Origin of the sequence: Collinsella sp. An271, assembly GCF_002159695.1 — a bacterium.
In the GTDB taxonomy this organism is placed as follows: Bacteria; Actinomycetota; Coriobacteriia; order Coriobacteriales; family Coriobacteriaceae; genus Collinsella; species Collinsella ihumii.
Map to the genome: position 1 here is coordinate 1 of NZ_NFJE01000004.1, position 23,585 is coordinate 23,585.

Sequence of the window (23,585 nt, forward strand, 5' to 3'; positions counted from 1 at the left end):
CCCCGACGGAAGCGCGCAGGCATGCCGCCCCTCCACGCGTATCGACGCCTGCCGCGCAAGACATCCTGCGCTCGCGATATCGGCCGATCCCGTGCCAGGGCCCGCAGCTCTAGCACGGGATCTCAGGCGCGAGATGCCGAAACGGACGACTCCCTACCGCTCGGCGCAGGCGAGCCACCAGGCCACGGCGGCCGTCATGGATGCCGCCACGAGCGCGATCGCCCAAGCGGGCACGATGTCGAGCGCGACGCCGTAGGCGAGCTGGCCCACCGGCGTGGCGCAGTTCGCCAGCATGATCGCGAGCGCCATGACCTTGCCCACCAGCGTGCCGGGGCTCTCGACCTGCAGATAGCTCGTCGCGACGATGCTCATGCACATGCACACGGCCATCGTGGGGAGGTACAGGACGACGAGCGCCGTATAGGTACCGAGGGCCGGCAGCGGCACCATGAGCGCGAAGGCGATGGCGGCAATACCCGCCACGACCCCGAGAAGCAGCGCGGGGACGCGGCGGATGCCGAGCGTGCCCGGCGCCGCCGCCACGATCGCCCCTCCCGCAAGACCGCCCACGGCAAGGGCTCCCTGCAGCACGCCCATGAGCTGGTTGGGCAGACCGAGCGTCTCGGTCACGATATAGGGCGAGCACACGTTGAAAAACGATGAGCCGAACAGGTTCACGAGCGTCGCCGCCATGATGGTGCGCCACATGAGCGGGCGCGAGCGGAGGAAGGCGAGCGCCTCCTTCAGGTCCGCACGCGCCGTGGCGACGGCGCCCGCCGTGCGCGCGGGCGGCTCGTAGGGGACGTGCACGAGGGCCGCCACCACGAGGGCCGATGCGGCGAAGCAGGCGGCGGATATGAAGACGATGGGCGCCAGACCGAGAAACCCAAACGCGATCCCTCCGGCGACGGGGCCGCCGATCCCCGTGAGCATGCCCACCTGGTTCACGAGCGCCACGGCGCGCTCCACCTCGTGCGACTCCACCAGATGCGGAATCGCAGACTGCACGCACGGCTGGTAGAGCGCCTGGGCGGCGAACGCCAGCATGAGCACGGCCACGGTGGCGGCGATGACCGCCGACGTCCCCGCCGCAAGCAGGTAGGCCGCCATCGCCATCGCCAGGACCGCGTCCACCGCGATCATGACGCCGCGCTTTCGCGTGCGGTCCGCGATGACGCCCCCGATGGGCGCGAGCAGCGTGTAGGGCACGAACCCCGCCGCGACCACGCCTCCGTACAGCGCGCCGGACCCCGTGAGGTTCAGCAGGTGCAGGGGCAGCACGAACTGCAGGATCTCCATGCCGAGAAGCGAGAGCGCCTGGGATGCCATGACCGCTGCGAAGCGCGGGGACGCGAGTCCTCCTCCCCGTCCAGGTGCGGCGCCGCCTTTGTTGGTACCGTTCATGTCGTCCTCTCTTTCATACATTCGGTTGGTATGTATATTGATTCGAAAGAAAGCCGCTCGAAGCGGCTTCCCCCGTCATCACCTGCCGGCAGCGTCAGGACCGATCGTCTTCTCCCCCATCGTCGGCGATGAAATCGCGCGCCAACGCTCCCCACGAGTCGTCCCACATGCGCGCCGGGTCGAAAAACTTCCAATCCACCAGGTCCACGCCGAGCGCGTGCATCACGCGCACGAGCACGCTCACGCGGCGCTCGAACTCGCTCTCATCGGCGAGCGGATGGAACAGCGGCACCATCCACAGGTTGGCAAGCAGCAGCATGACCTCGGCGGTCTCGCGCGGGAACTCGGAGCTCACCGTGCCGTCCGCCACACCCTCGCGTATCACCGGCTCGATATAGCGGTGCGCGACCTCGAGGGCGTCGGCGAACTCCCGCGCCAGAAGACGGGAGTTTTGCACGGGATCCGAGGAGGGCCGCATGGCTCGCAGCATGTCGGCCGACGGCCCCTCCGCCGACGACTCGTCGAGTGCGCGGATCTTCTCGATACCCGAAAGCGACTGATTGGAGATGATGGCCTCGGCCCGCTCGACGACCGGGCGATTCGCCCGCTCGAACACCGCCTCGAAGATATCCTCTTTGCTCTTAAAATGATGGTAGACCGCGCCCTTGGTGAGCCCGCCGAGGTGGTTCACGATATCGGCCATGGTCGTCTGCTCGTAGCCCTTGGTCATGAACAGCTCCTCGGCCACGTCGAGAATCCGCTTGACGGTCTCCTCGGGATACTTGTTGCGCGCCATGCCGCCCTCCCCCGCTCCGGTCTTCATGGGTATCATACCAACGGTATGTATCTATAGCAAGGACGAGACGGTCCGCATCCGCCGCGGACGGCGCGGGACGCTACCGAAAGCGGCCGCGATGCGCCCGAGTCGTGCCGGACGCGTCATAATGGGGCCACAGCCCGCGTCTCATATGGATTGGAGCGCCCATGGCACGCACGCCCATCGCCCAGATGTCGTTTACCAAGATCTATCCGCTGCTGGTGCAGAAGGCAGAACGCAAGGGACGCACGCGCGAAGAAGTCGATGCCGTCACCTGCTGGCTCACCGGCTACGACCCAGAAGGGCTTGCGCGCCAGCTTGAGCGCGACCTGACCTACGCGGATTTTTTCAACGAGGCGCCCGCGCTCAACCCGCATCGCACGCTCATCACCGGCAAGATCTGCGGCGTCGACGTGACGGCCATCGAGGATCCGATCGAACAGAACGCCCGCTATCTCGATAAGCTTGTGGACGAGCTGGCCCGCGGGCGCGCCATGGAGAAGATCCTGCGCGCGTAAGAAAGGCTGCAGCCCGGGAGGTTCTCTCGCGCTCTATAGCGGATTCGGATCCGCCTTCGCCGAGGCGCGACTCACGGTGCGGACGACGAACCTGCCGCCCGTCCGGGCCGTACCAAGACCGTGCACCGCTGCCCTCCCCGCCTTGCGGGCGATCTTCGCCGCCTGCTGCTTTGCCGCAACGCCCGCCTTATGCGCTGCTTGGTCCAGACGCTCTTCGATCTTGGTCGCCTGGCGCCCAGAATACGTGCGCTGTCCACGGCTGATGAGCGCCGCCCCGCCCGCAATGGCCGCCACGCCGGGGCCGGGCAGGATGCACATGGGCACGCCCGCAACCGCAAGGACCGTGCCCGCAACCATCTGCGCGGCACCCTTGGCCTTTGCACCGCGGGACACCTCGGACGCTGCGGGCTTCTTGCGATCTGCAGGCGGCTGAACGCCGCGCTTGGCTTTCTTCATGGAGTATCAATCCTCAATTCGACAACGAACTCATCGGTCCTCGTCGTGCCGTATACCCCGCGCCCGGCTTGCGCGATCGCGCTTTATGAACTCCTAAGGAAGCTCCGAGTCATTCATGAACGAACGGGGGTCTTTTCGGCGTTTGCGCAGGAATCGCCTTTTGACGTCCCCGCTTATTCATGAACCTCTGTTAGACCCCGCGGATACGGGGCCCCTTCGCGTTCATGAAATAGCGTGGGGCGGCGACGAGCGGCGGGAAGCTTCCGTTCCGGCTCGCAGGGACCGCGGGGGCCGCCGGATGGGTTGAAACGAACCCGTCCCCAAGCAACCCATGAAAAAGCCGACCGACGCCCGCCTAGTCGGAGAGCACCGGGATCCGACGCAGCAGGCGCATGACGGCGCGCACCGCGGGCCCCGCCACGAACAGCTGCCACAGGAGCGCCATGGGAAAGTTCATCGCCACGGTCTGAATCCACGTCGCCACGAGCTCGCCCGCAGGCGGCTGCTTGAACGCGAGCGTCGCCACCAGGCTCATCATCGGGCACATGCTCCAGCAGGTGAACGCCCCCATGAACACGGTGACGAGCAGTGCCGGCACCTTCGTGGGGTCGAGAAGCCTGAACGTGAGACGGTGCGCGATGCGCCCGCCGACAAGCGTCTCGAGCACGATCACCGCGACCATGAGCGGCACGATGTCGGCAAACGGCGCGAAAAACAGCTCCGTCTTGAGCCCGCCGGCCATGAGCGCCTGGTTGTACAGCTCCATCCCGTAGACCATCGCGAATGCCATAAGCAGGGAGAACACGATGCGTTGGGCTTTTGTTTTGGGCATGGTTCGCCTCCATTGCGCCCAGCCCTCATCTCCGCACAAACGCGCCGCGGGAGGGCAACTGGACTTATGCCTTCCCGCAGCGCGTTGCGCCACACATGCTAGCACGGCCCTCGCGGCAGGTCCCAAAAACACCATCAAACGCTGAGCAGCTCGTGCAGCAGGCGCTCGCGGCCGTTGATGAACATCTCGGTCACCTGATAGCTATCGGTCTCCTCATAGGCGATCTCGTGCAGACGCTCTCCATCAAACGACACGATCTGCGCGCCAGGCAGACCGAGCAGAATCGGCGAGTGGGTCGCCACGATGAACTGACTGCCGTGGCATGCCAGCCGATGCATCTCGTAGAGCAGCGTGAGCTGACGGGAGGGCGACAACGCAGCTTCCGGCTCGTCGAGGAAGTACAGACCGTTTTCCTTTGCGCGATCCTGGATGAAGCCGAGAAACGCCTCGCCATGCGACATCTGGTGCAGCAGCTCATGTGCGCCGGTCGCCGGATTCGTGTAGGTCATCCCCGCATACGATTCGGCGGCGGTCGCCACGTTGTAGAAGCTCTCCGCCCGCAGGAAGAACGTACTCCAGGGGCGCAGCAGGCCGCGGCCCATCTCGATGCCCTCGTGCAGCGATGAGTGCGAATCCCGCGTGGAGAACGCGAAGTTGGCCGTGCCGCCCTCCGGGTTGAGGCCGTAGGCGACCGCCATGGCCTCAAGCAGCGTCGACTTGCCCGACCCGTTCTCGCCGACGAAAAACGTCACGCTCCCGGAGAGCTCCAGCGGCTCGAAACCCAGACGGGTGAGAGCGGGGATTCCTCGCAGGTACGCATCGCCCGGCACAAGCTCCCAGCGGACGGCAACGGACTTGATGAACGGCGCGCTTCCCATCGTCTCTCCCCAGCACGCGGGCATCATGCATGGAGCTTCGCGGCTTTGCGCTCATCGCGCAGCCGAATGCGGTCGAGCGCCGCCTCGGCCGCCGAGAAGCGGCAGCCGCAGTAGTTTTGCCGGTACATCCCGAGCTCGCGCGATCGACGCGTGGCCTCCGGGTACCAGGGGCGGAAATCGCGGACGACCGCCGTGAGGCCGTGCGCGCCCGCCAGACGCGTCAAGACGTCGTTGCAGGTCTCAAACAGCTGGTAAGGCGACACCGCGAGCGTTGTTGCGATATGGTCGAAACCCTCGTCGCAGGCTACGCGCACCGCTTCGGCAAGCCGCAGGCCGTAGCAGGCGCGGCATCGGCGCTCGCGATCGCGTGCCCCGATGGGCGCCACCCCGCGTTCCCACGCGTCATAGTCCTCGCGCGCCTCGATGAGCGGGATGTCGTTCGCGGCGGTCCAACGACGCAGCTCCTCCAAGCGGCGATCGTGTTCGTCTGCCGGCTGGATATTCGGATTCGTCCAGCAGATCGTGGGCTCGAAACCTTCCTCTACCAGCAAGCGAACCGGCTCGAGCGAACACGGGGCGCAGCAGGCGTGCAGCAAAAGCCGTGTCATAGGTCCTCCCCACGCGCCTGATCGGGCTCTCCGTCGCCGAGAAACTCAACGCCCCAGTCGCGGTCGATGCAGTGCGTGATGCGCGCGTCGGCGAGCATCGCGGCGACGTAGCCCCAGTCGCCCGTGCATCCGGACAGATGCAGCACGGCCACGATGTAGGCCAGCACCGGCCAACCGCTCACGACGCCGAGCGCCAAGAGCAGCAGCGTCACCGCAAACGTCGGCGCGAGCGCAATAGCCAGGTACTGCCCGCGCGTGTAGACGACATCCTCGGCGCAGGCATAGAGCATGCCCGCCTTCCAGTTCGCCCCGAACGTGATCTTGGTGCCGGCGGGGGCGAACGCCTTGAAGAAGATGGCGTGGACGAGCTCGTGGACGGCAAGCGAGGCGAAGCATCCGACGGCTCCGGCGGCAAACCACCAGAACGTCGGGGGCAGGGCCGGGAAGCGCGGGTCCTCTCCCTTGAGAACGGAGGCGAGCTCGCTGCCCGGCAGGCCCAGCATGTCCGGCGCGCCCGAGACGAACCATGCGACGCCCGCGATCGCGCCGACGACCAGCGTCGCCGCCGTCATGCGCATCATGCGCGCCAAAAACGCCTTGTCTTCAAAGGTGTGTATGCAGGCAATCCTTTTCATGCCCTGAGGATACCACGGAGTGCAGGGCGCCGTCCCCCGCGCGGGAAACCGGGGGCGCGGCGCTCTCATGCGCTCGCCCGCCCTGACGTCCCCCGAGCGCGAACGCGGGCCCAAGCCGCGACGGGCCACGGGCGGGCAGCGGGGCGGCGGGCCGCTCTCTGTCGTTTTTTACGGATTGCCGCCGCAACCTGCACGCCCTTGGCCTTGTGCGATAATGGGTCACCGTATGCACGTCGAATCAACACGCACTGAGGAGCCCGCATGGCACACAAGCTCAGCAAAGATTGCCGCCCTTCATGGCCGCACCGCACCATCGTCACCGCAGGCATGCCGTATGGAAACAAGAACCTGCACTTTGGACACGTCGGCGGCGTGTTCGTCCCGGCCGATTTCTTCGCGCGCTTCCTGCGCGACCGTCTGGGCAAGCAGAACGTGATCTTCGTCTCGGGCACCGACTGCTACGGCTCCCCCATCATGGAGGGCCATCGCAAGCTGCGCGAGACCTGCGGCACCGATTGTACGCTCACCGACTACGTGCAGGCCAACCACAACCTGCAGCAGTCCGCGATCGACGGCTTCGAGATCGAGCTCGACCTGTTCGGCGGATCCGCCCTTCCGCCCGCGGCTCCCATCCACAACCAGACGACCGCAGAGATCATCGAGCGCCTCAACGAGCGCGGCGTGCTCCACAAGCGCGCGACCAAGCAGTTCTACGACGTCCGCGCCGGCCAGTTCCTGAACGGCCGCCAGGTCGTCGGCCGCTGCCCCATCCAGGGCTGCAAGTCCGAGAAGGCCTACGCCGACGAGTGCGATCTGGGCCATCAGTACGAGCCCGAGGAGCTCATCGCGCCCAAGTCCGCCCTCACCGGCGAGACCCCCGAGCTGCGCCCGGTCGACAACATCTATTTCGACCTGCCCGCCTACCTCGATTTCCTGAAGGACTACACCAGAAGGCTCGAGGCCGACGAGACGGTGCGCCCCGTGGTGTCCAAGACCATGGAGGAGTGGCTGCTGCCCGCCCAGATCTACATCCAGAACAAGTTCCGCGAGGCGTTCGACGCCATCGAGGACCGACTGCCCGCCCACACCGTGACCGAGCCCGAGGGCAACAAGAGCTCGTTTACCGTCACGTTCCCCAGCTGGGAGGAGCGCGACGCCGCGCACGAGGTGCTCGCCGCAGGAGGGGTGCGCTTCCGCTCCGGCAAGGCGCTCGTCCCCTTCCGCATCACCGGCAACATCGAATGGGGCGTGCCCGTGCCCGACGAGTGCGGCTGCTCCGGCCTCACCTGCTGGGTATGGCCCGAGAGCCTCTGGGCGCCCATCAGCTTCACCCGCACCGTGCTGGCCGAGGCCGAGCGCGCAGGCCGCGCGGACCGCTACGCGAGCCTCGACTGGCACGACTGGTGGTGCAGCGAGGACGCGCACGCCTACCAGTTCATCGGCCAGGACAACATCTACTTCTACGGCATCGCGCAGACCGCGCTGTGGGAAGCCCTCGGCTGCCACATGCAGCAGAGCACGCTCGTGGCCAACTACCACGTGCTCTACATGGGCAAGAAGGCGAGCTCCAGCTCCCAGACCCCGCCCCCGCCCGCCGCTGAGCTGCTGGAGCACTACACCGCCGAGCAGCTGCGCGCGCACTTCCTGTCGCTCGGTCTGGGCGAGAAACCCGTCTCGTTCAGCCCCAAGGCCTACGACACGCGCGAGACCGGCAAGAACGCCGACGGCACGCCGCTGCTCGCACGCGACGACAAGCGCGTCATCGACCCGGTCCTGAAGGAGGGCGCGCTGCTCACCGGTGTGTTCAACCGCCTGGCGCGCTCCTGCTTCTACGGCGTGGCCGAGAAGGAGGGCGACGAGGCGAGCCACCGCTGCGGCTGTATCCCCGCAGGCACGCCCGACGCCGAGGTCATCGAGGCATCCGAGCAGGCAGCGCTCGCCTTTGAGCAGGCCATGCACACCTTTGAGTTCCATCACGCACTCGGCGTATGCGACAGCTACCTGCGCACCGCGAACAAGCGCTGGAGCGACGCGAGCAAGGCCGCCAAGAACGCCGAGGACGACGCCGCGATGGAGCGTGCGCTCGTGAACGCCTTCCACGAGCTGCGCGTCGCCACGGTTCTCATGCACGGCATCGTGCCGGTCGGCTGCGAGCTCATCTGCGAGCACTTCGCCATCGACCCCGACACGTTCTTCTCGTGGGATCGCATCTTCGACACCTGCGACGAGCTCGTGGCGAGCCTGGGCGAGCAGCCCGGCACGCACAAGGTGGTCCCGCTGCCGCCGCGCTTCGATTTCTTCGAGAAGCATCCGAGCCAGCAGTAGGCTCGCATCGCATCGACGCGCACGGGGAGGGCTTTCGGTCCTCCCCGTTTTTATGTGGCGTCGCCTTGTTGCGCCTTCTCATCTAGGATGGGACAAGGCATACTCTGAACCTTGCAATCGACCGCATCGCCGACGGCGCCCGCCGCGCCCCGGCATGAAAGGACATACCACATGGGACTTGATCTTCAGATGCGCCCGGCGCGTGAAGAGGAAGCCGCCCGCGTGGCCGAGATCCTCGAGGACGGCAAGCGCACAATCGCGCAGTTCGGCATCGAGCAGTGGCAGCGCGGCTACCCCAACATCGAGAGCGTTCGCGCCGATATCGCGACGGGCTCCTGCTATGTGGCCCAAGACCCCTCCGGCGCGCTCGTGGGCACCCTGGCGCTGCTGGGCGGCATCGATCCCGAGTACTGCCGCGCGCAGGTCCCCTGGTTGACGCCCAATCCGTTCGAGGGCGAAGAAGACGCCCCCTATCTCGCCATCCACCGCAGCGCCACGGCCGCAGAGGCGCTCGGGAGCGGCGTCATGGGCTTCATGTTCGACGCCGCCGAGGCCATCGCGCGGGAGCGCGGCGCCCGAAGCATCCGCATCGACACCCATCCGGGCAACCGCGCCATGCGCGGCTTTCTGATCAAGCAGGGATTCACCGAGATCGCGCCCATCGAGCTCACGCAGAAGGGCGGCAGCGAGACCGACCTCGGTCGCATCGCCTACGAGAAGCTGGTCTAGCCGTGGCCCGTCTGTACCTCATGCGCCACGGCCAAACGGAGCACAACGCCCGCGGCATCCTGCAGGGCGGACTCGACTCGCAGCTGACCGAGCGCGGCGTCTCCCAGGCGCGCGCCGCCGCATCATGGCTGCGCGACCACGCCGCGAACGTGGGAGCCGTCTGCAGCTCCCCGCTCGGGCGGGCGCGCCGCACGCTCGAGATCGCATGCGATGCGCACCCCGCGCTCGCCTCGTGCCCCTCATCGGTCGAACCCTGCCTTGCCGAGCAGCGCTACGGCGCGCTCGAGGGCCGCGCTCTGGACGACCTCCCGCAGGATCCCTGGAAGCCGGGCGAGGCGTACCGCACGCACGGCGGAGACACCCAGGCCGATTCCTCCGCGCGCATCGTCGCCGGCCTTGCGCGCATCATGGAGGCGCATCCCGGCCTCGATGTGCTCGCCGTCTCGCACGGCACCGTCATGGGGCTCTTCTGGGCGGCAAGCGAGCACGACCGCGCCTGCCCTCCCCCGTCGCTCGACAACGGCTCCATCCTCGTCTTCGAATTCGATGGCGAGCGGAACGTCTTCACCTACCTCGGGGCGCGCTCCTGACCGCAAAGCCGATGGCGCCCCTACACGCCGAGCAGCGAGCACACCTCGTCGAAGGAGCACGCGCCGGCGCGCTCGACCGGGCGCTCGACCAGGACCACGCGCGCCCCGGCGTCGCGCGCCGCGGCGAGCTTCTCCCCCTCGCCGCCCGCGGCTCCGGACGACTTGGTCACCAGCCAGCGGGCATCGATCTGTTTGAGCATCGCGGCGTTGAGCTCGCGCGAGAACGGCCCCTGCATGGCGATGATGCGCGCAGCGGGAAACCCCAGACCGCGCATGCGGGCGATCGCGGAGGCATCGGGCAGCACGCGCAGATAGACGCGCTCGAGCAGCTCGGGGGAGGCGAACGCGTGCGCCTCCTTGCTGCCCGTCGTGACGAGCGCGCACCCTTCGCGCGCGCGAAGATACGCCGCCGCATCCGCCACGGAGGCCACACGCACCGCCTCGCCCTCCTCGTCCAGCCGTCCGCGGGCGAGGCGTACGTAGCGTGAGCCGGTGTGCGCGCACGCGGCCGCGATGGTGCGGCTCGCCTCGACGGCGAACGGGTGCGTGGCGTCGACAACCGTCTTACAGCCCCTCAAGGCGACCGCCATGCCCTCCTCGTCCAACCGGCCGGCATGGACCTCGATGCCGGGCAGATCGGAGACGAGCGCCTCGCCGTAATCGGTCGCCGTGAACGCGCGGGCATCCCGCCCGCAGGCGGACAGGCGCTCACAGAGCTCGCGACCCTCGGTGGTGCCGGCAAAGACGGCGACCTCCCCGCTCATCGATGCCCCGCGCGCGTGATCTCGTACAGCAGCGCGTTCACGATCGCGGTCGCCACCGTCGAGCCGCCCTTTCGGCCGCGCGCCACGATCGCCGGCGCCGTGCGCGCGAGCAGCTCCTCTTTCGCCTCGACCACGTTCACGAACCCCACGGGCACGCCGATGACCAACGCGGGATCGATGCGGCCGGCGTCCATCAGCTCGCACAGGCGCAGCAGCGCGGTCGGCGCGTTGCCCACAGCGATGATGAGCGGGCCGTCGATAGCGCATGCGCGGTCCATGCTCGCATGCGCCCGCGTGGTTCCCGCCGCGCGTGCCGCCTCGGCGACCTCAGGGTCCGCCATGAAGCACGTCGCGGTGCACCCCAGCTTCGCAAGCGCCGGCTTGCTGATGCCCGAGAGCGCCATGTTGGTGTCCGTCACGATCGTGGCGCCCGCGCGCAGCGCCTCGAGCCCGCGCGCGACCGCATCGTGCGCAAACGTCAGCGTGTCGGCGAACGAGAAATCGGCGGTCGTATGGATGACGCGCTTGATGACGGGCTCCTCAAGCGGGTCGAGCGCGCGCTCGCCCAGCTCCCGGGTGATGATCTCAAAGCTCCGGCGCTCGATCTCATGCGGAGCGGTGTACAGGTGATCCATGGGACCAACTCCTCCTTGTCTCATATCAACGCCTTGCGGCCGAGCGTCCTGCTCCCCTGCGCCTACGCGCCCTGCTCGATGATGCGGTACACGGCGTCCATGTCCAGGGCGGCGCGCACGGCATCGGCGAGCAGATCGTACTGGCGGTCCTTATGGAAGCGCGCGTCTGCAGCCGACGGCACCGTCGAGGCGGGGAGCCCGCGCCGGTGCAGCAGCGCACCGACCAGGGCGTCGACCATGCAACCGTCGTCGAGTAGCCCGTGAAGGTAGGTTCCCAGCACGTTGCCGCGCACCGCCCCGTGCATGCGGACGGCTCCATCCGCCTCCCGCACCGATCCCGCCGGAGCGGCATCGACCCGCGTGTCGCCCGCATGGATCTCGTACCCGTGGGCGACCAGGCCGTCCCAGCACGAGAAGACGCCCATGCCGGGATGCAGGGAGAGCTCGGTCTGGGTCAGATGCTTGCGCTCCGCGAACGTCGTGCGGATCGGGAGCAGGCCGAGCCCCGGCGCCGATCCCCCGCCCTCGACCGACAGGGGATCGTCGATCCCCTCTCCCAGCATCTGGTATCCGCCGCAGATGCCCAGCACCGGCGTGCCCTGGTCGGCAAGCGCCAGCGCGCACGCCGCGATGCCCGTCGCGCGCAGCCATGCCAGGTCGGCAAGCGTGCTCTTGGTGCCCGGGAGCACGAGCAGGTCCGGTCGGCCCAGGTCCTCCGCGCGCTCCACATACCGCAGCCCGACGGCCGGATGGCGCATCAGGGGGTCGAAGTCGGTGAAATTCGACAGGTGGGGCAGGCGCACGACCGCCACGTCGATCGCGCGGTCGTGCCCGCGGGCGCCAAGACGGCTCGAAAGGCTGTCCTCGTCGTCCAGATCGATATCGAGATAGGGAACCACGCCCAGCACCGGGACGCCGCAGAGCTCTTCGAGCGGCTTCAGGCCCGGCTTGAGGATGGAGGCGTCGCCGCGGAACTTGTTGACCACAAGGCCGCGCACGCGCGCCCGATCCGCCTCATCGAGCAGCGCGACGGTGCCGTAGAGCTGGGCGAACACCCCTCCGGGGTCGATATCTCCCGCAAGCAGCACCGGCGCGTCGATCAGGCGCGCGAGCCCCATGTTGACGATGTCGTCGCGCTGCAGGTTGATCTCGGCAGGAGAGCCCGCGCCCTCCACGAGCACCACGTCGAAGTCCGCCGCGAGCCGATCGTACGCCTCGCGGATGGTCGGGATGAGCGAGCGCCGATACGAGAAATACTCGCGCGCCGGCATGGTCCCGATGGCGCGCCCGGACACGATGACCTGGCTGCCGCGCGCGCCCTCGGGCTTGAGCAGGATCGGGTTCATGGCCACATCGGGCTCGATGCCCGCCGCCTCGGCCTGCATGGCCTGGGCGCGACCCATCTCGCACCCGTCCCTGGTAACGAAGCTGTTGAGCGCCATGTTCTGGCTCTTGAACGGGGCGACGCGCACGCCGTCCTGGACAAGCACGCGGGCGAGGCCCGCCACCAGCAGGCTTTTGCCCGCATTCGACATGGTACCCTGGACCATCAGCGGCTTTGCCATGGCGCCTCCATCCCCTCCTCGCCCGCAAGCGCCGCGCGCGCGGCGTCGATCAGGCGGTCGTTCTCCTCGGGCGTGCGCACGGCCACGCGGATGTAGGCGGAAGAGAGCCCTCCGAACGTGGCGCACGGGCGGACGATGACGCCGCGCGCCGCCATGCGCTCGGCCATATCGGCGACCGGGCACTTCAAGAGCAGATAGTTCGCCTCGCTGGGAACGACCGCGAAGCCGATGTCCTCGAAGGCGCCCGCGATGCGCGGGCGCTCGCCCGCCACGAGCCCTCTCGTGCGGTCGACGAACGCCGCGTCGCCCAAGGCCGCACGGCCCGCGGCCTGCGCGATCGACGAGACGGCCCATGGAGGGCCCGCCGCGTACATACGCGCCGTGAGCTCGACGTCCCCCGACACGACGTAGCCCAAACGGAGCCCCGCCATGCCGTAGAGCTTGGTGAAGGCCCTGAACACGATGAGGCCCGTGCCGGCGGCCGCGGCGCGCACGCGCGAGCGGGAGGCGCCGTCGGCCACGAACCCGAGGAAGCACTCGTCGAGCGCGAGCAGGGCGCCCGCCTCGCGGCACTTCCGCTCGATCGCCTCGAGGACGTCGGGGGCGATCGTCCGACCCGTCGGGTTGTTGGGGCTGCAGAGGAACACGACGTCGACGCTCTCGTCGATCGCGTCGATCAGGCTCATGTCGACGGCGAAGCCGTTTTGCTCGGAAAGCGCGAGCTCGCGCACGGCGGCTCCTGCGGCCCGAGCCGCCTGGGCGTATTCCGAAAACGTCGGGGCGCAGACGAGCACCGTCTTGGGCCGCAGCGCCGCCATCAGGCGCCAGATGAGATCGGCCGCGCCATTGCCGCACAGGATGGACGACGCGTCGACCCCCTCGTGCCCGGCGATGGCGGCCGTGAGCTCCCGGCAGTGCGGGTCGGGATAGCGGTCCGCGGTCTCGAGGGCGCGCGATGCCGCCTCGCGTGCGGCGGCGGGCATGCCGAGCGGGTTCGTGTTGGCGGAGAAGTCGACGATGTCCGCGCCCCAGCGCTCGCGGCTCCCCCAGATGTCGCCGCCATGTCCGTAGGGCCGCCGGGCAGCCGTATCGATCGCCCCCATCGCCCCTCCTTTCAACTTGAGTCCCCGCCGGGAACGAGTGTCGTCCGAAGAGGCTCCGGACGGGCCTCCCGGCGCGCCGCGCCCCCGGGCCCGGCTCGGCCCGGCGACGGCAACGCGATATGGGCTGTTCAGCATCTCCCTAGCCTATCAGGAAACGGCCGCAGCGTTCGCGGGATCGCCCGCGGCATGCGCCGGGCCCGGCCAAAACGTGCGACAATGGTCCCAGCGCAAGGAGGCCGCCATGATATACACACCGCTCACCAACCGCGCGATGCGCATCGCCTACGCGGCGCACGACGGGCAGACCGACAAGTGCGGGACGCCCTACGTCTTCCACCCGTTCCACCTCGCGGAGCAGATGCCCGACGAGCACGCGGTCTGCGTCGCGCTGCTGCACGACGTGGTCGAGGACACCGATACCACCCTCGACGAGCTTGCCCGTGCGTTTCCGCCCGAGGTCATCGACGCCCTGCGCCTGCTCACGCACGAGGCGGGCGTGCCCTATCTCGACTACGTCCGCGCCATATCCGTGAACCCGCTGGCACGCGCGGTCAAGCGGGCCGACCTCGCGCACAACCTCGACACCTCGCGCTATGCGGGCAGCACCCCGCCGCCGACAGAGGAATGCTCCCGCAGGTGCAAGAGGTACCGGGACGCGCTCGCCATCCTCGACGAGGTTGCCGGCGGGGCCGGGGCCGACCCTGCCGGCAACCCGGATTGACGCCCCGCCTCGTCACCCACACCCTCGCTCTCCCTTGGATGAGGCGAAAGCCCCTTCGGTCCTGTATGATGGAGAGCCGCTTGACGTCAGCCGCGCCCAACCGGCGAGGCGCGCGAGGCAGCGCGCCCGACGCCAAGCCCCTACCCAACCGATGTCGTGAGCGAGGGTTCATGATTCTGTCTTTGGCGCCCATGGAAGGGCTGACCGGTCACACGTTCCGAGCGATCCACGCCGAGTGCTTCGGGGCCCTCGACCGGTACTACACGCCGTTCATCGCACCCCCGCGGGTCGGGAGCTCGTTCGGAGGGCGCGTCCGCGCGGAGCTCGACCCCGAGGTCAACTGGGGCCTGGTCGTGGTGCCGCAGCTGCTCACGAAAGACGCCGACGAATTCGTATGGGCGGCAGGCCTTCTCGCCGACATGGGGTTTACGGAGGTCAACCTGAACCTGGGATGCCCCTCGGGGACGGTCGTCTCCAAGGGCAAGGGCGCAGGGTTCCTGCGCGACCTCGAGAGGCTCGACGCGTTTTTGGACGAGATCTGCGCCCGCTCCCCCCTCCCGGTTTCGGTCAAGACGAGGATCGGCGTCTCGGATGACGCGGAGTACGAGCGCATCCTGGAGGTGTATCGGCGCCACGAGCTCGCGGAGCTCATCGTGCACCCCCGCGTCCAGAAGGACCGCTACCAGGGCACACCGCGCCAAGAGGCCTACGGCGCGACCCTGAGGGCCGTCTCGTGCCCGGTCGCGTACAACGGGGACGTCTTCGGCGTCGACGACATGGACGCGCTCCTTGCGGCGTATCCGGAAATGCGCCACGTGATGCTGGGCCGCGGCATCCTCGCCAACCCGGCGCTCGCCCGCATGCTGAAGGGCGGGCCGGCCGCCACGGCAACCGAGCTCGAGCGCTTCCATGACAGGCTGTACGGCGCCTACGAGGCCGAGATGGGCGGCAACGCGGTCTTCCGCATGAAGGAGTGGTGGTCCTACGCCCGGTTCGCCTTCGCGGACCCGCAATCGGTGCACCGCGCCGTCAGGAAGGTCCGCAAGGCCGACGAGTACCGTGCGGCGACGGAGCGGGTCTTTCGCACCGAGCGCCTCGCGGCCACAGCGCGCTTCCAGGCGGCGTGACGGCCGCCCCGTCTCGCCGTCACGCCACGGCCAAGCGGATGCAGGATGCGACGGCGAGCGCCACGAGCACGCCGGCGACCATGAGGCGGTTCGCACGGCGGATGTCTTCCACCTGGATGGGACGCACCGCGTCGCCGATCGTGGGCTTATCCACCATGCGGCCGGCGTAGGAAGCCGGTCCCATGAGCCACACGCCCAGGGCGCCGGCCATGACGGCTTCGGTCTGGGCGGCGTTGGGGCTCGCATGGCGCGCGCGGTCGCGCCGCCAGATGCGCCAGGCGCCTTCACCTGACAGGCCGACCAGGGGGGCGGAGACGATGAGGCACAGGGCGGCGAAGCGCGCGGGAACGAAGTTCACGACGTCGTCGAGGCGCGCGGAGGCGCGCCCGAAATGGAGATAGCGCTCGTTCTTGTAGCCGACCATGCTGTCGAGCGTGTTCACGGCCTTGTACGCCATGGCGAGCGGCGCCCCGCCGACCATCATGTACAGAAGCGGCGCCACGACGCCGTCGCTCGCGTTCTCGGCGACCGTCTCGACCGCGGCGCGCACCACCCCCGCCTCATCGAGCGCACCCGTGTCGCGCCCCACGATGCGCGACACCGCCTGGCGCCCCGCCTCCAGACCGCGCTCGGTGAGCGCCGAGGCCACCGCCATGCTCTGTCGCCTGAGCTCGCAGGTAGCGAGCAGCTGATAGCACAGCCACGTCTCGAGCGCGAAGCGCAGCGCCGGGTGCAGCATGCCGGCGAGCGCGAGCGCGCACCAGGTGACCAGGCCCGAACCCAGCGGCAGGCCGAAGGCGAGCACGCGGCCCGCCGCGCGGCGGCCGGAGGGCGTATCGGGAAAGACGCTGCGCAGGCGCGGTTCCGCCCAGGAGATGATGCGCCCCATGCCGACCACGGGGTGCGGCAGCCAGCTCGGATCGCCGAGCGCTGCATCGAGCGCGAAGCCGAGCAACACGGCGGCAAGCGTCATCATAGGGCACCGCCTCCCCGCTCAGGCCTTCCCAGCACCGCGAGGTGCGCACCGTCCCAAGAAAACGTCCAGCGCCCGGCGGGAGGGGTGTTCGCGTCGAAGTAGGCGACGGCGGGGCGGGCAAGCTCGCTTGCCACCGCGCGCACCGTGCCCGCATGCGCGACGACGACGCAGCGCGCGTCGCCCGCGCGCATGCGCTCGTCGGCAAGCGCGCGAAACGCCTCGACCGTGCGGCGCACGAACCCCGCCTGGTCCTCCCCGCCCGGGCAGGGCGCCGTGCAGCCTCCCTCGACCCAGGCGCGATAGGACGCGTCGTCGGCAAGGTCGGCAAACGACTTGCCCTCGAACGCGCCGAACGCCATCTCGCGCAGACCGCTCACGACCACCTGCCGGGCCGCCGGGAACAGGATGGAGGCGGTCTGGGAGCAGCGGACCATGCCGCTCGTGTAGACGACCGTCACGGACGGGTCGGCGTCCATCCCCTCAAGCCGCCGCGCCCCCTCTTCCGACAGCGGGGTGTCGCTTCCCGCGCCCTCGTACCGGCGAGCCGCCGTGCCCCGCGTGGCGCCGTGGCGAACGAGCTCGACGATCATAGCTCCCCCTTGATGACCTGGGGCAGCCCGCAGACCAGGCGCACGACCGTATCGGCGCGCCCGGCGAGCAGGCAGGCGAGCCGTCCGGCGCGCTCGCGCCAGGCGCGCTCGGCATCGTCAACGGGGACGACGCCGCATCCCACCTCGTCTATCGCGACGGCATCGAGCCGGGAGTCGAACAGCAGGCGCAGCGCCTCCTCGGGCGCGCGGTCGCGCACGAGCTCCTGAGCGCGCACGGCGACGCGGACGCCCGCGCACGGCCCCTCGAGGTCGCGCGCGTCCGCGATGCACGCGGGCCCGACGCCCAGGCACCGTTCCGCAAAGGCGCGCTTGCCCGCGCCGAAACCTCCGACAAGCAGGATCAATAGAGTCCTCCCAACACGATCGCAGCCTCCATGACGAGTTCGGAAACCTGGATGTACCAGCCGGCAAGGTCGCCCGTGATGCCTCCGAACTCGGCCAGGCAACGGCGACGATGAGCGGCGAACAGCGCGAGCGCGAGCGCCGCCGCGCACGCCCCCCGAGCGCCCGCGAGGACGACGAGCAGAACGGCGGCCAGCACGGCCTGCACGATGAGCGCCCGACGCGTCGCGCGCTCACGGGAGTCGTCTCCGGCAAGCGCCGCCGCCATGCCCTCGGGCCGCGCATGGGGCAGCGTGACCACGGACAGGGCGCCCAGCGCGCGCGACAGCGCGCACATGGGCACGAGGGCGAGCGCCGCGCCCGCGCGCGGCCCCCAGCACGCGAACAGCGAGAACTGCATGAACAGGTAGAGCACGATCGCCATCACGCCGAACGCACCGATATGCGGGTCCTTCATGATCTCGAGCTTTCTTTCGCGCGCGGCGTGACTCGAGCGGGCGTCGGCCACATCGGAAAACCCGTCCATATGGATGCCGCCGTTCACGGCGAACGGCAAGGCGACGAGGACCGCGGCGACGACCGGGGCGGGAACGCCGAGCGCATGGGCCGCCACCAGCCACGCGCCCGAGACGAGGCCCTGCACCGCGCCCACGGCGGGCAGCGCCGCCAGCGCCCCGCCCGTCCAATCGGCGCGGTCGAGCAGGCGCTGCGGAACCGGGACGCGCGAAAACGTCGCGAACGCCGCGGCGAGCGACGGCACGGCCCTCATCGTGCACCGTCCTTCCATACGTCCATGCTCCCCCGCAGCCACACGGGCAGCCCGCAGACCACCTCGACCGCGCACGCGCTCGCGGCCGCCAGCTCGGCGTTCACGCGCGCGAGCGCATCGAGGTAGGCCTCCGTCCCCTCGTCATACCGCACGCCGTCGCGCCCTGTGTCGATCGAGACGGCGACCACGTCGTCCGCGCGGTCGGCGAGATGGTCGATGCCGGCGACCACGCGCCGCGCCGCTCCTTCCGCATCGAGGCAGCCGCCCGCATCCTCCCTGCCGGAGAAGAGCTCGTTGGCCACGAGGTTGCCCACGTCCTCCACGAGCGCGACATCGACCGGCCCGATCTTTGCGTGCGCGAGCCCGCGGGGACATTCGAGCACCGAGAACCCCTTGCCGGCGCGCAGGCGCCGGTGGCGCTCGATGCGCGCCTCGGCATCCGCGCCCGCACGCTCCATCGTCGCCACGTAGAGCACCCGCCCGCCGCGCGCGCAGCACAGCCCCTCCGCGAAGGCGCTCTTGCCGCACGCGGTGCCGCCGAAGACAAGCGCCCGCACGCTAGCTCAGCTCCCGGTAGGCGTCCATGCCGCACGCATCGAACGAGGCCGCCTCGTCGTAGACCGCAAGCGCCATGTCGAGCAGGGGCAAAAGCGCCATGGCGCCCGTGCCCTCGCCCAGATGCATGCCCGCCTGCAGCGGGGCGCAAAGCCCCAGCTCGTCCAAAAGCAGGCGCGCGGCGGGCTCCGACGAGCAGTGGCTCGCCACGAGATAGCCCGAGAGCTCGGGTGCGATCCGGACCGCGGCGAGCGCGGCCGTGCACGAGATGACGCCGTCGAGCACCGCGGGGCAGCCGTGTGCGGCGGCGCCCAGATACAGCCCGCACATGGCGGCGATGTCAAGGCCGCCCACGGCGGCGAGCACGTCCACGGCATCGGCGCACGCGTCGACCTGGTTCACCCGCAGCGCCCGCTCCACGACCGCGCGCTTGCGGGCGAGCCCCTCGCTCGTGAGGCCGGCGCCGCGCCCCACGGTGAGCTCGGGCGCAGCGCCGGTCAGCGCGCTTGCCACCGCGGCGCTCGTCGTCGTGTTGCCGATGCCCATCTCGCCGGCGGCGAGCACGCGCGCGCCGGCATCTGCCAGCAGTCCCGCCACGTGCGCGCCCACCCCGATCGCCCGAAGCACCGTGTCGCGCGGGCAGGCCGGACCGAGGGCGATGTCGGCGGTCCCGCGCATCGTGGCGCAGACGTGCATCCGCGCGTCGTCGACCGGCTCGGCCATGCCGACGTCCACGGGCACCACGGCGCAATCGGCGACGCGGGCCATGCAGCTCACGCTCGCCGTGCCGCCGCAGATGTTGTGCGCCGCCGTCAGCGTGACCTCCTGACCGCTCTGCGAGATCCCCTCGGCGACGACCCCGTTGTCGGCGAAGAACACCGCGAGGGCCCGCGGGGCGCTCACCGGATGCGGCGTTCCCTGGGCCGCCGCGAGCGTGCAGACGGCGTCCTCGAGCAGCCCCAGGCCCCCTAGGGGCTTGGCGACCGCCGCCCAATGGCTCCGGGCCGCCGCGCGCACCTGCGCGTCGGCGGGCCGGATACGCGCCGTCAGCGCGCGCAGCCACGCGTCGTCGGCGGCGCCCGCGCCGCCGCCGTCCGCGGGGCATGCCCGCCACCGATTCTCGAATGCGCTCTCGATCTCGTCAGCCCTCATTGCTCCCCTGCTTTCTGTGTCGATCGCACGCGCGCACGAAGGCGCGCGCGGCCTCGGGATTCGACGGATAGTACACGTGCGGAAAACCCGCCGCGAGCGAGGGCGCGTGCACCAGGCAGGGCCAGCTGCGCTCACGGCGGGGCTTGCGCGCCACGGCGTCATCCCCCTCGAACTCGGCACGCCAATAATGGAACTCATGCCCGCGCAGCGCAACGCCGGCGTCCCCGTAGAGACCGGGTGCGCCGCAGGTCAGCTCGATATACCCGAAATGCTCCAGCCCGCCCCCGCGGCGCGCGGCCCCCTTCAGCGCGCCGACCATGGGCCACACCGCGCCCGCCTCGTCCTCGAGGCGCTCGAGCAGGTAGAGGAAGCCGCCGCATTCCGCCACGCACGGCATGCCGCCCGCCAGCGCGCGGCGGATCCGGGAGCGCAGCGCGCCGTTTCCCGCAAGGGCCTCCGCATGCAGCTCGGGGTAGCCCCCGCACAGGTACAGGCCGTCGGCACCCTCCGGCAGCCCCGGGTCGCGAAGGGGGCTGAACGAGACGAGCTCGGCGCCCATGTCCTCAAGCATGCGCAGGTTCTCTGCGTAGCGGAAGCAAAACGCCTCATCGCAGGCGACGGCGATGCGGGGCGCAGCGCGCCCGACGGGATCGGAGCGGTACGGCTCGACCTCCATCTGCCGGGCGGCGCGCGCGAGCCCTACCAGGCGCTCGAGGTCGATCGTCGCGGCCAGGACGTCGGCCATGGCGTCCACCCGCGCGCGCAGGTCCGCGACCTCGCCCGCCGTCACCAGGCCCAGATGACGGCTTTCCAGGGCGAAGGCGTCGTCGCGCGGAACGTAGCCGACGACCTCCACGCCGCATTCGCGCTCGATCGCCTCGCTCGCATAGGCGCACGCATGGGCGCTGCAGCCGTTGAGGATCACGCCGCGCACATCCGCATCCGGCCGGAACCGGCAAAAGCCCTGCACCGTCGCCGCCAGCGAGGTCGAGGCGCCGCGCGCGGGCACGACCAGCACCACCGGGGTCGCGGTCGCGCGCGCGACATCGTAGGCGCTGCCGTCGGTCGTCCCCGGGGCCATGCCGTCGAACAGCCCCATCGCCCCCTCGACCACCGCGATATCGCAGCTCACCGCACCACGCGCCATCAGGGAGGCGAGCGTCGGGGTGTCGGAGAAGAACGCGTCGAGGTTGCCTGCCGCGGCGCCGGTGACCTCGCGGTGGAACAGCTGGTCGATGAAGTCGGGGCCGCACTTGAACGCCGCCGGCGCCATGCCCGCGCGCTGGAGCAACCGGATGAGCGCGCAGGTCACGACTGTCTTTCCGCTCCCGCTCGCGGGCGCCGCGATCATCACGCGGGGCGGCAGCGCCACGGCGGTCACGACGCGCCTCCCGCGCGCACGCCGGAAGCGCGACCGAGCCGCACAGACACGATGAACACGGGGTTGCTCGCGCGCATCAGGCTATGGGATCCCGCGCGCTCGGCGCGGGCCACGGAGACCTGGCAGATGTCGACGTCCTCGATATCGGGGGCGGCGAGCAGCCGCGTCGCCTCGGCCAGCGTCTCGAGCGACACGCAGGTGAGGCAGATGCGGCACGTCGCCGCGCGCAAGCGCAGGGCGTCCATGATCCCGGCGAGCGCACCGCCGCTCCCGCCCACGAACACGGCGTCGGGAGCGGGCAGGTCGCGCAGCGCGCCGGGAGCCTCGCCCTCGACGACGCGGACGTTGTCCAGGCCGAACGCCGCCACGTTGCGACGGCACAGCTCGACCGCCTCCGGCTTGCGCTCGATGGCGTACACCGCGCCTGCGCGCGCGAGCAGCCCCAACTCGACCGTCACGGAGCCCGTCCCCGCGCCGACATCGAAGACGGTGTCAGTCTCGGCGACGCGCAGCTTGGCGAGCGCCACCGCGCGCACCTCCTGCTTGGTCATGGGGACGCGCCCGCGCTCGAAACGCTCGTCGGGGATGCCCGGCGTGGCCCACGGCCACGGGCGCGCGCACGCCCCGTCCAGGTCGACGAGCATCACGTTCAGGGGGTCGAAGGTGCGGTCGGCGAACGCGGCGGCCGTGCCCGATTCGATGCGCTCGTCCGCATACGAGAGGCGCTCGGCCACCACCACCTCGACGTCCCCCAAACCCGCCGCCACGAGCCGGCCGCACAGCTCGGCCGGGCCGGTCGCCCCCGACGTCACGAGAAACACCGTGCCGCCGCGCGCCGCCTCCCCGACGATATCGCACGCGGCGCCGTGCGCCGTCACGAAGCGCCAGCCCTGCCAGGGCCGACCCAGGCGTGCCGCCAGCATCGACGCGGAGCTGATGCCCGGTATGACCTCGACGGTGCAATCCGCAAGGCCGGGCTCGTCGGCAACGGCCCGGGCGGTGCCCTCGGCCCCGCTGAACAGGCCCGTATCGCCGCTCATGAGCACGCAGGCGCGCACCCAATCCCGGTCGCTCGCGAGCGCATGGGCCACATCGGCCGCGCGCGCGGCGACCGCCGTGCGCGCCCCTTCGAACAAGGCGGGCAGCGCCCCCGCGCGCGACGCGCCGCCCGTCCCCTCGACCAGGCGGCGCGCACCCACCACGAGGTCGGCGCCGCGCAGCGCATCGCGCGCGGCGCAGCTCAGCAGCCCGGGGTCGCCGGGGCCCGCGCCCACGATAGCGATATGCCTCATGCCGCCTCCCTACCGCTTGCCCGCGGCGTCGGCAAGCTCGCGATAGCCGCGCGGCGTCACCATGCGGCCCGCGACCACGCGCGTCTGCGCGTTGCCGACGAACACCGTCGTGAACATGTCAGCCTCGAGACCGGAAAGCTCGCCCAGCGTCGTGAGCCCGTGCTCCTCGCCGTCGCGCCCGATGTTGCGCACCCATCCGCAAACCGTGCCCGCGGCCTTGTGCCGGCCGATGATGCGGGCGGCGCGCTCCAGGTAGTCGGCGCGCTTCCTGCTGCGCGGGTTGTAGAGGCAGATGCACATGTCCGCCCATGCCGCAGCCTCGAGCCTGCGCTCGATCATCCCCCAGGGCGTGAGCAGGTCGGAAAGCGAGATGACCGCGAAATCGTGCGCGAGCGGGGCCCCCAGCACCGCCGAGCCGCTCTGGGCGGCCGTAACCCCGCTCACGATCTCGACCTCGACCGCCGGGAAGCCGTCCGAGAGCTCGAGCACGGGGGCAGCCATGCCGTATACGCCCGCGTCGCCGCTGCACACGAGCGCGACGGCGTCATGGTCGCACGCGAGCTCGAGCGCGCGCCGGCAGCGCTCCACCTCGCGCATCATGGGCGTCGACACGCGCTCCGCCTGAGGGTAGCGGCCGTCCAGCAGCCCGATGTAGGCGTCGTAGCCCACGATGACCTCCGCCCTGCCGAGCGCCGCGTCGGCAGCCGCCGTCAGGCCCGCGGGATCCCCCGGGCCGAGCCCCACCACAAACAGCGTGCCCATGTGACCATCCTCTCTCCGGCACCGTCCGGGCACCGGCA

The 23,585-nt window shown here is 70.1% G+C and carries 26 protein-coding genes; 6 read left to right on the forward strand and 20 right to left on the reverse strand.

Annotated features, from left to right (window positions below):
• Positions 1-153: 153 nt before the first annotated feature.
• Both B5F74_RS04470 and B5F74_RS04475 read right to left on the reverse strand, forming a co-directional pair.
• A complete protein-coding gene (locus tag B5F74_RS04470) occupies positions 154-1,404 on the reverse strand; it encodes an MFS transporter (protein WP_158095691.1) in 1,251 nt (416 codons plus the stop codon).
• Positions 1,405-1,498: 94 nt separating this feature from the next.
• The gene (locus tag B5F74_RS04475) at positions 1,499-2,200 is read right to left on the reverse strand and encodes a TetR/AcrR family transcriptional regulator (RefSeq protein ID WP_158095692.1); all 702 of its coding nucleotides are present in this window, start codon (positions 2,198-2,200) and stop codon (positions 1,499-1,501) included.
• 188 nt (positions 2,201-2,388) lie between these two features.
• Between B5F74_RS04475 and B5F74_RS04480 the strand changes: the two genes are divergently transcribed.
• A complete protein-coding gene (locus B5F74_RS04480) occupies positions 2,389-2,739 on the forward strand; it encodes a DUF2200 domain-containing protein (RefSeq protein ID WP_087200401.1) in 351 nt (116 codons plus the stop codon).
• Between the two features lie 33 nt (positions 2,740-2,772).
• On the opposite strand, the gene B5F74_RS04485 is transcribed toward B5F74_RS04480, so the two are convergent.
• The 5 genes from B5F74_RS04485 to B5F74_RS04505 form a co-directional block, all read right to left on the reverse strand.
• A complete protein-coding gene (locus B5F74_RS04485; protein WP_087200403.1) occupies positions 2,773-3,195 on the reverse strand; it encodes a hypothetical protein in 423 nt (140 codons plus the stop codon).
• A 355-nt stretch (positions 3,196-3,550) separates the two neighbouring features.
• The gene (locus B5F74_RS04490; protein ID WP_087200404.1) at positions 3,551-4,027 is read right to left on the reverse strand and encodes a hypothetical protein; all 477 of its coding nucleotides are present in this window, start codon (positions 4,025-4,027) and stop codon (positions 3,551-3,553) included.
• A 134-nt stretch (positions 4,028-4,161) separates the two neighbouring features.
• Positions 4,162-4,905 carry an AAA family ATPase gene (locus B5F74_RS04495; protein WP_087200739.1) on the reverse strand — a complete coding sequence of 248 codons (744 nt, stop codon included), beginning with the start codon at positions 4,903-4,905 and terminating at the stop codon, positions 4,162-4,164.
• A gap of 23 nt (positions 4,906-4,928) precedes the next feature.
• Positions 4,929-5,513, reverse strand: coding sequence for an epoxyqueuosine reductase QueH (locus tag B5F74_RS04500; RefSeq protein WP_087200406.1), 585 nt, complete (start codon positions 5,511-5,513; stop codon positions 4,929-4,931).
• Positions 5,510-6,094, reverse strand: a complete 585-nt coding sequence (locus B5F74_RS04505) for a DUF3267 domain-containing protein (RefSeq protein WP_158095693.1) — start codon at positions 6,092-6,094, stop codon at positions 5,510-5,512. The genes B5F74_RS04500 and B5F74_RS04505 overlap by 4 nt, the downstream gene beginning before the upstream one ends.
• Before the next feature lie 315 nt (positions 6,095-6,409).
• Here B5F74_RS04505 and B5F74_RS04510 point away from each other — a divergent pair, with 315 nt between their 5' ends.
• From B5F74_RS04510 to B5F74_RS04520, 3 genes are all read left to right on the forward strand, one after another.
• Complete coding sequence (locus tag B5F74_RS04510; RefSeq protein WP_087200410.1) at positions 6,410-8,473, forward strand: class I tRNA ligase family protein; 2,064 nt, start codon at positions 6,410-6,412, stop codon at positions 8,471-8,473.
• Positions 8,474-8,644: 171 nt separating this feature from the next.
• Positions 8,645-9,202, forward strand: coding sequence for a GNAT family N-acetyltransferase (locus B5F74_RS04515; protein WP_087200412.1), 558 nt, complete (start codon positions 8,645-8,647; stop codon positions 9,200-9,202).
• A 2-nt stretch (positions 9,203-9,204) separates the two neighbouring features.
• Positions 9,205-9,792 (forward strand): histidine phosphatase family protein, encoded by a 588-nt coding sequence (locus B5F74_RS04520; protein WP_087200413.1) that lies wholly within the window; start codon positions 9,205-9,207, stop codon positions 9,790-9,792.
• Between the two features lie 20 nt (positions 9,793-9,812).
• Here B5F74_RS04520 and cobK read toward each other — a convergent pair whose 3' ends face one another.
• The 4 genes from cobK to cobD all read right to left on the reverse strand — a co-directional run bounded on the left by cobK (position 9,813) and on the right by cobD (position 13,859).
• The gene (gene cobK / locus B5F74_RS04525) at positions 9,813-10,556 is read right to left on the reverse strand and encodes a precorrin-6A reductase (protein WP_087200415.1); all 744 of its coding nucleotides are present in this window, start codon (positions 10,554-10,556) and stop codon (positions 9,813-9,815) included.
• A complete protein-coding gene (locus B5F74_RS04530) occupies positions 10,553-11,191 on the reverse strand; it encodes a precorrin-8X methylmutase (RefSeq protein ID WP_087200416.1) in 639 nt (212 codons plus the stop codon). The genes cobK and B5F74_RS04530 overlap by 4 nt, the downstream gene beginning before the upstream one ends.
• 62 nt (positions 11,192-11,253) lie before the next feature.
• Positions 11,254-12,756: a cobyric acid synthase gene (locus tag B5F74_RS04535; RefSeq protein WP_087200418.1), complete on the reverse strand. Its 1,503-nt coding sequence runs from the start codon at positions 12,754-12,756 to the stop codon at positions 11,254-11,256.
• On the reverse strand, positions 12,741-13,859 hold the full coding sequence (gene cobD / locus B5F74_RS04540; RefSeq protein ID WP_087200420.1) for a threonine-phosphate decarboxylase CobD: 1,119 nt from the start codon (positions 13,857-13,859) through the stop codon (positions 12,741-12,743). The genes B5F74_RS04535 and cobD overlap by 16 nt, the downstream gene beginning before the upstream one ends.
• Before the next feature lie 241 nt (positions 13,860-14,100).
• Between cobD and B5F74_RS04545 the strand changes: the two genes are divergently transcribed.
• A complete protein-coding gene (locus B5F74_RS04545; protein WP_087200422.1) occupies positions 14,101-14,580 on the forward strand; it encodes an HD domain-containing protein in 480 nt (159 codons plus the stop codon).
• A gap of 170 nt (positions 14,581-14,750) precedes the next feature.
• Positions 14,751-15,707, forward strand: a complete 957-nt coding sequence (locus tag B5F74_RS04550) for a tRNA-dihydrouridine synthase family protein (RefSeq protein WP_087200423.1) — start codon at positions 14,751-14,753, stop codon at positions 15,705-15,707.
• Between the two features lie 19 nt (positions 15,708-15,726).
• Here B5F74_RS04550 and cbiB read toward each other — a convergent pair whose 3' ends face one another.
• From cbiB to cobJ, 9 genes are read right to left on the reverse strand one after another with little or no spacing between them, the layout of a single operon-like run.
• Entirely contained in the window at positions 15,727-16,683 is a 957-nt protein-coding gene (gene cbiB, locus B5F74_RS04555; RefSeq protein ID WP_239283354.1) for an adenosylcobinamide-phosphate synthase CbiB, read from the reverse strand.
• Positions 16,680-17,273: a histidine phosphatase family protein gene (locus tag B5F74_RS04560; RefSeq protein WP_087200425.1), complete on the reverse strand. Its 594-nt coding sequence runs from the start codon at positions 17,271-17,273 to the stop codon at positions 16,680-16,682. The genes cbiB and B5F74_RS04560 overlap by 4 nt, the downstream gene beginning before the upstream one ends.
• Positions 17,270-17,638: a bifunctional adenosylcobinamide kinase/adenosylcobinamide-phosphate guanylyltransferase gene (locus tag B5F74_RS04565; protein ID WP_087200426.1), complete on the reverse strand. Its 369-nt coding sequence runs from the start codon at positions 17,636-17,638 to the stop codon at positions 17,270-17,272. Before B5F74_RS04565 ends, B5F74_RS04560 begins: the two co-directional genes overlap by 4 nt.
• The gene (locus tag B5F74_RS04570; protein WP_158095694.1) at positions 17,635-18,405 is read right to left on the reverse strand and encodes an adenosylcobinamide-GDP ribazoletransferase; all 771 of its coding nucleotides are present in this window, start codon (positions 18,403-18,405) and stop codon (positions 17,635-17,637) included. The genes B5F74_RS04565 and B5F74_RS04570 overlap by 4 nt, the downstream gene beginning before the upstream one ends.
• Positions 18,402-18,962 (reverse strand): bifunctional adenosylcobinamide kinase/adenosylcobinamide-phosphate guanylyltransferase, encoded by a 561-nt coding sequence (locus tag B5F74_RS04575; protein WP_087200430.1) that lies wholly within the window; start codon positions 18,960-18,962, stop codon positions 18,402-18,404. Before B5F74_RS04575 ends, B5F74_RS04570 begins: the two co-directional genes overlap by 4 nt.
• 1 nt (position 18,963) lies before the next feature.
• Complete coding sequence (locus B5F74_RS04580) at positions 18,964-20,112, reverse strand: nicotinate-nucleotide--dimethylbenzimidazole phosphoribosyltransferase (protein WP_087200432.1); 1,149 nt, start codon at positions 20,110-20,112, stop codon at positions 18,964-18,966.
• Positions 20,102-21,493 (reverse strand): cobyrinate a,c-diamide synthase, encoded by a 1,392-nt coding sequence (locus tag B5F74_RS04585; protein WP_239283355.1) that lies wholly within the window; start codon positions 21,491-21,493, stop codon positions 20,102-20,104. Before B5F74_RS04585 ends, B5F74_RS04580 begins: the two co-directional genes overlap by 11 nt.
• Positions 21,490-22,785 (reverse strand): precorrin-6Y C5,15-methyltransferase (decarboxylating) subunit CbiT, encoded by a 1,296-nt coding sequence (cbiT, locus tag B5F74_RS04590; protein ID WP_087200433.1) that lies wholly within the window; start codon positions 22,783-22,785, stop codon positions 21,490-21,492. Before cbiT ends, B5F74_RS04585 begins: the two co-directional genes overlap by 4 nt.
• Positions 22,786-22,794: 9 nt before the next feature.
• Complete coding sequence (cobJ, locus tag B5F74_RS04595) at positions 22,795-23,547, reverse strand: precorrin-3B C(17)-methyltransferase (RefSeq protein ID WP_087200435.1); 753 nt, start codon at positions 23,545-23,547, stop codon at positions 22,795-22,797.
• Between the last annotated feature and the right edge of the window lie 38 nt (positions 23,548-23,585).

Bases quoted from the DNA above. Each gene is read 5' to 3' on its own strand.
- B5F74_RS04470 (WP_158095691.1), bottom strand. From the start codon at position 1,404: ATGAACGGTACCAACAAAGGCGGCGCCGCACCTGGACGGGGAGGAGGA.
- B5F74_RS04475 (WP_158095692.1), bottom strand. From the start codon at position 2,200: ATGGCGCGCAACAAGTATCCCGAGGAGACCGTCAAGCGGATTCTCGAC.
- B5F74_RS04480 (WP_087200401.1), top strand. From the start codon at position 2,389: ATGGCACGCACGCCCATCGCCCAGATGTCGTTTACCAAGATCTATCCG.
- B5F74_RS04485 (WP_087200403.1), bottom strand. From the start codon at position 3,195: ATGAAGAAAGCCAAGCGCGGCGTTCAGCCGCCTGCAGATCGCAAGAAG.
- B5F74_RS04490 (WP_087200404.1), bottom strand. From the start codon at position 4,027: ATGCCCAAAACAAAAGCCCAACGCATCGTGTTCTCCCTGCTTATGGCA.
- B5F74_RS04495 (WP_087200739.1), bottom strand. From the start codon at position 4,905: ATGGGAAGCGCGCCGTTCATCAAGTCCGTTGCCGTCCGCTGGGAGCTT.
- B5F74_RS04500 (WP_087200406.1), bottom strand. From the start codon at position 5,513: ATGACACGGCTTTTGCTGCACGCCTGCTGCGCCCCGTGTTCGCTCGAG.
- B5F74_RS04505 (WP_158095693.1), bottom strand. From the start codon at position 6,094: ATGATGCGCATGACGGCGGCGACGCTGGTCGTCGGCGCGATCGCGGGC.
- B5F74_RS04510 (WP_087200410.1), top strand. From the start codon at position 6,410: ATGGCACACAAGCTCAGCAAAGATTGCCGCCCTTCATGGCCGCACCGC.
- B5F74_RS04515 (WP_087200412.1), top strand. From the start codon at position 8,645: ATGGGACTTGATCTTCAGATGCGCCCGGCGCGTGAAGAGGAAGCCGCC.
- cobK (WP_087200415.1), bottom strand. From the start codon at position 10,556: ATGAGCGGGGAGGTCGCCGTCTTTGCCGGCACCACCGAGGGTCGCGAG.
- B5F74_RS04530 (WP_087200416.1), bottom strand. From the start codon at position 11,191: ATGGATCACCTGTACACCGCTCCGCATGAGATCGAGCGCCGGAGCTTT.
- B5F74_RS04535 (WP_087200418.1), bottom strand. From the start codon at position 12,756: ATGGCAAAGCCGCTGATGGTCCAGGGTACCATGTCGAATGCGGGCAAA.
- cobD (WP_087200420.1), bottom strand. From the start codon at position 13,859: ATGGGGGCGATCGATACGGCTGCCCGGCGGCCCTACGGACATGGCGGC.
- B5F74_RS04545 (WP_087200422.1), top strand. From the start codon at position 14,101: ATGATATACACACCGCTCACCAACCGCGCGATGCGCATCGCCTACGCG.
- B5F74_RS04550 (WP_087200423.1), top strand. From the start codon at position 14,751: ATGATTCTGTCTTTGGCGCCCATGGAAGGGCTGACCGGTCACACGTTC.
- cbiB (WP_239283354.1), bottom strand. From the start codon at position 16,683: ATGATGACGCTTGCCGCCGTGTTGCTCGGCTTCGCGCTCGATGCAGCG.
- B5F74_RS04560 (WP_087200425.1), bottom strand. From the start codon at position 17,273: ATGATCGTCGAGCTCGTTCGCCACGGCGCCACGCGGGGCACGGCGGCT.
- B5F74_RS04570 (WP_158095694.1), bottom strand. From the start codon at position 18,405: ATGAGGGCCGTGCCGTCGCTCGCCGCGGCGTTCGCGACGTTTTCGCGC.
- B5F74_RS04580 (WP_087200432.1), bottom strand. From the start codon at position 20,112: ATGAGGGCTGACGAGATCGAGAGCGCATTCGAGAATCGGTGGCGGGCA.
- cbiT (WP_087200433.1), bottom strand. From the start codon at position 22,785: ATGAGGCATATCGCTATCGTGGGCGCGGGCCCCGGCGACCCCGGGCTG.
- cobJ (WP_087200435.1), bottom strand. From the start codon at position 23,547: ATGGGCACGCTGTTTGTGGTGGGGCTCGGCCCGGGGGATCCCGCGGGC.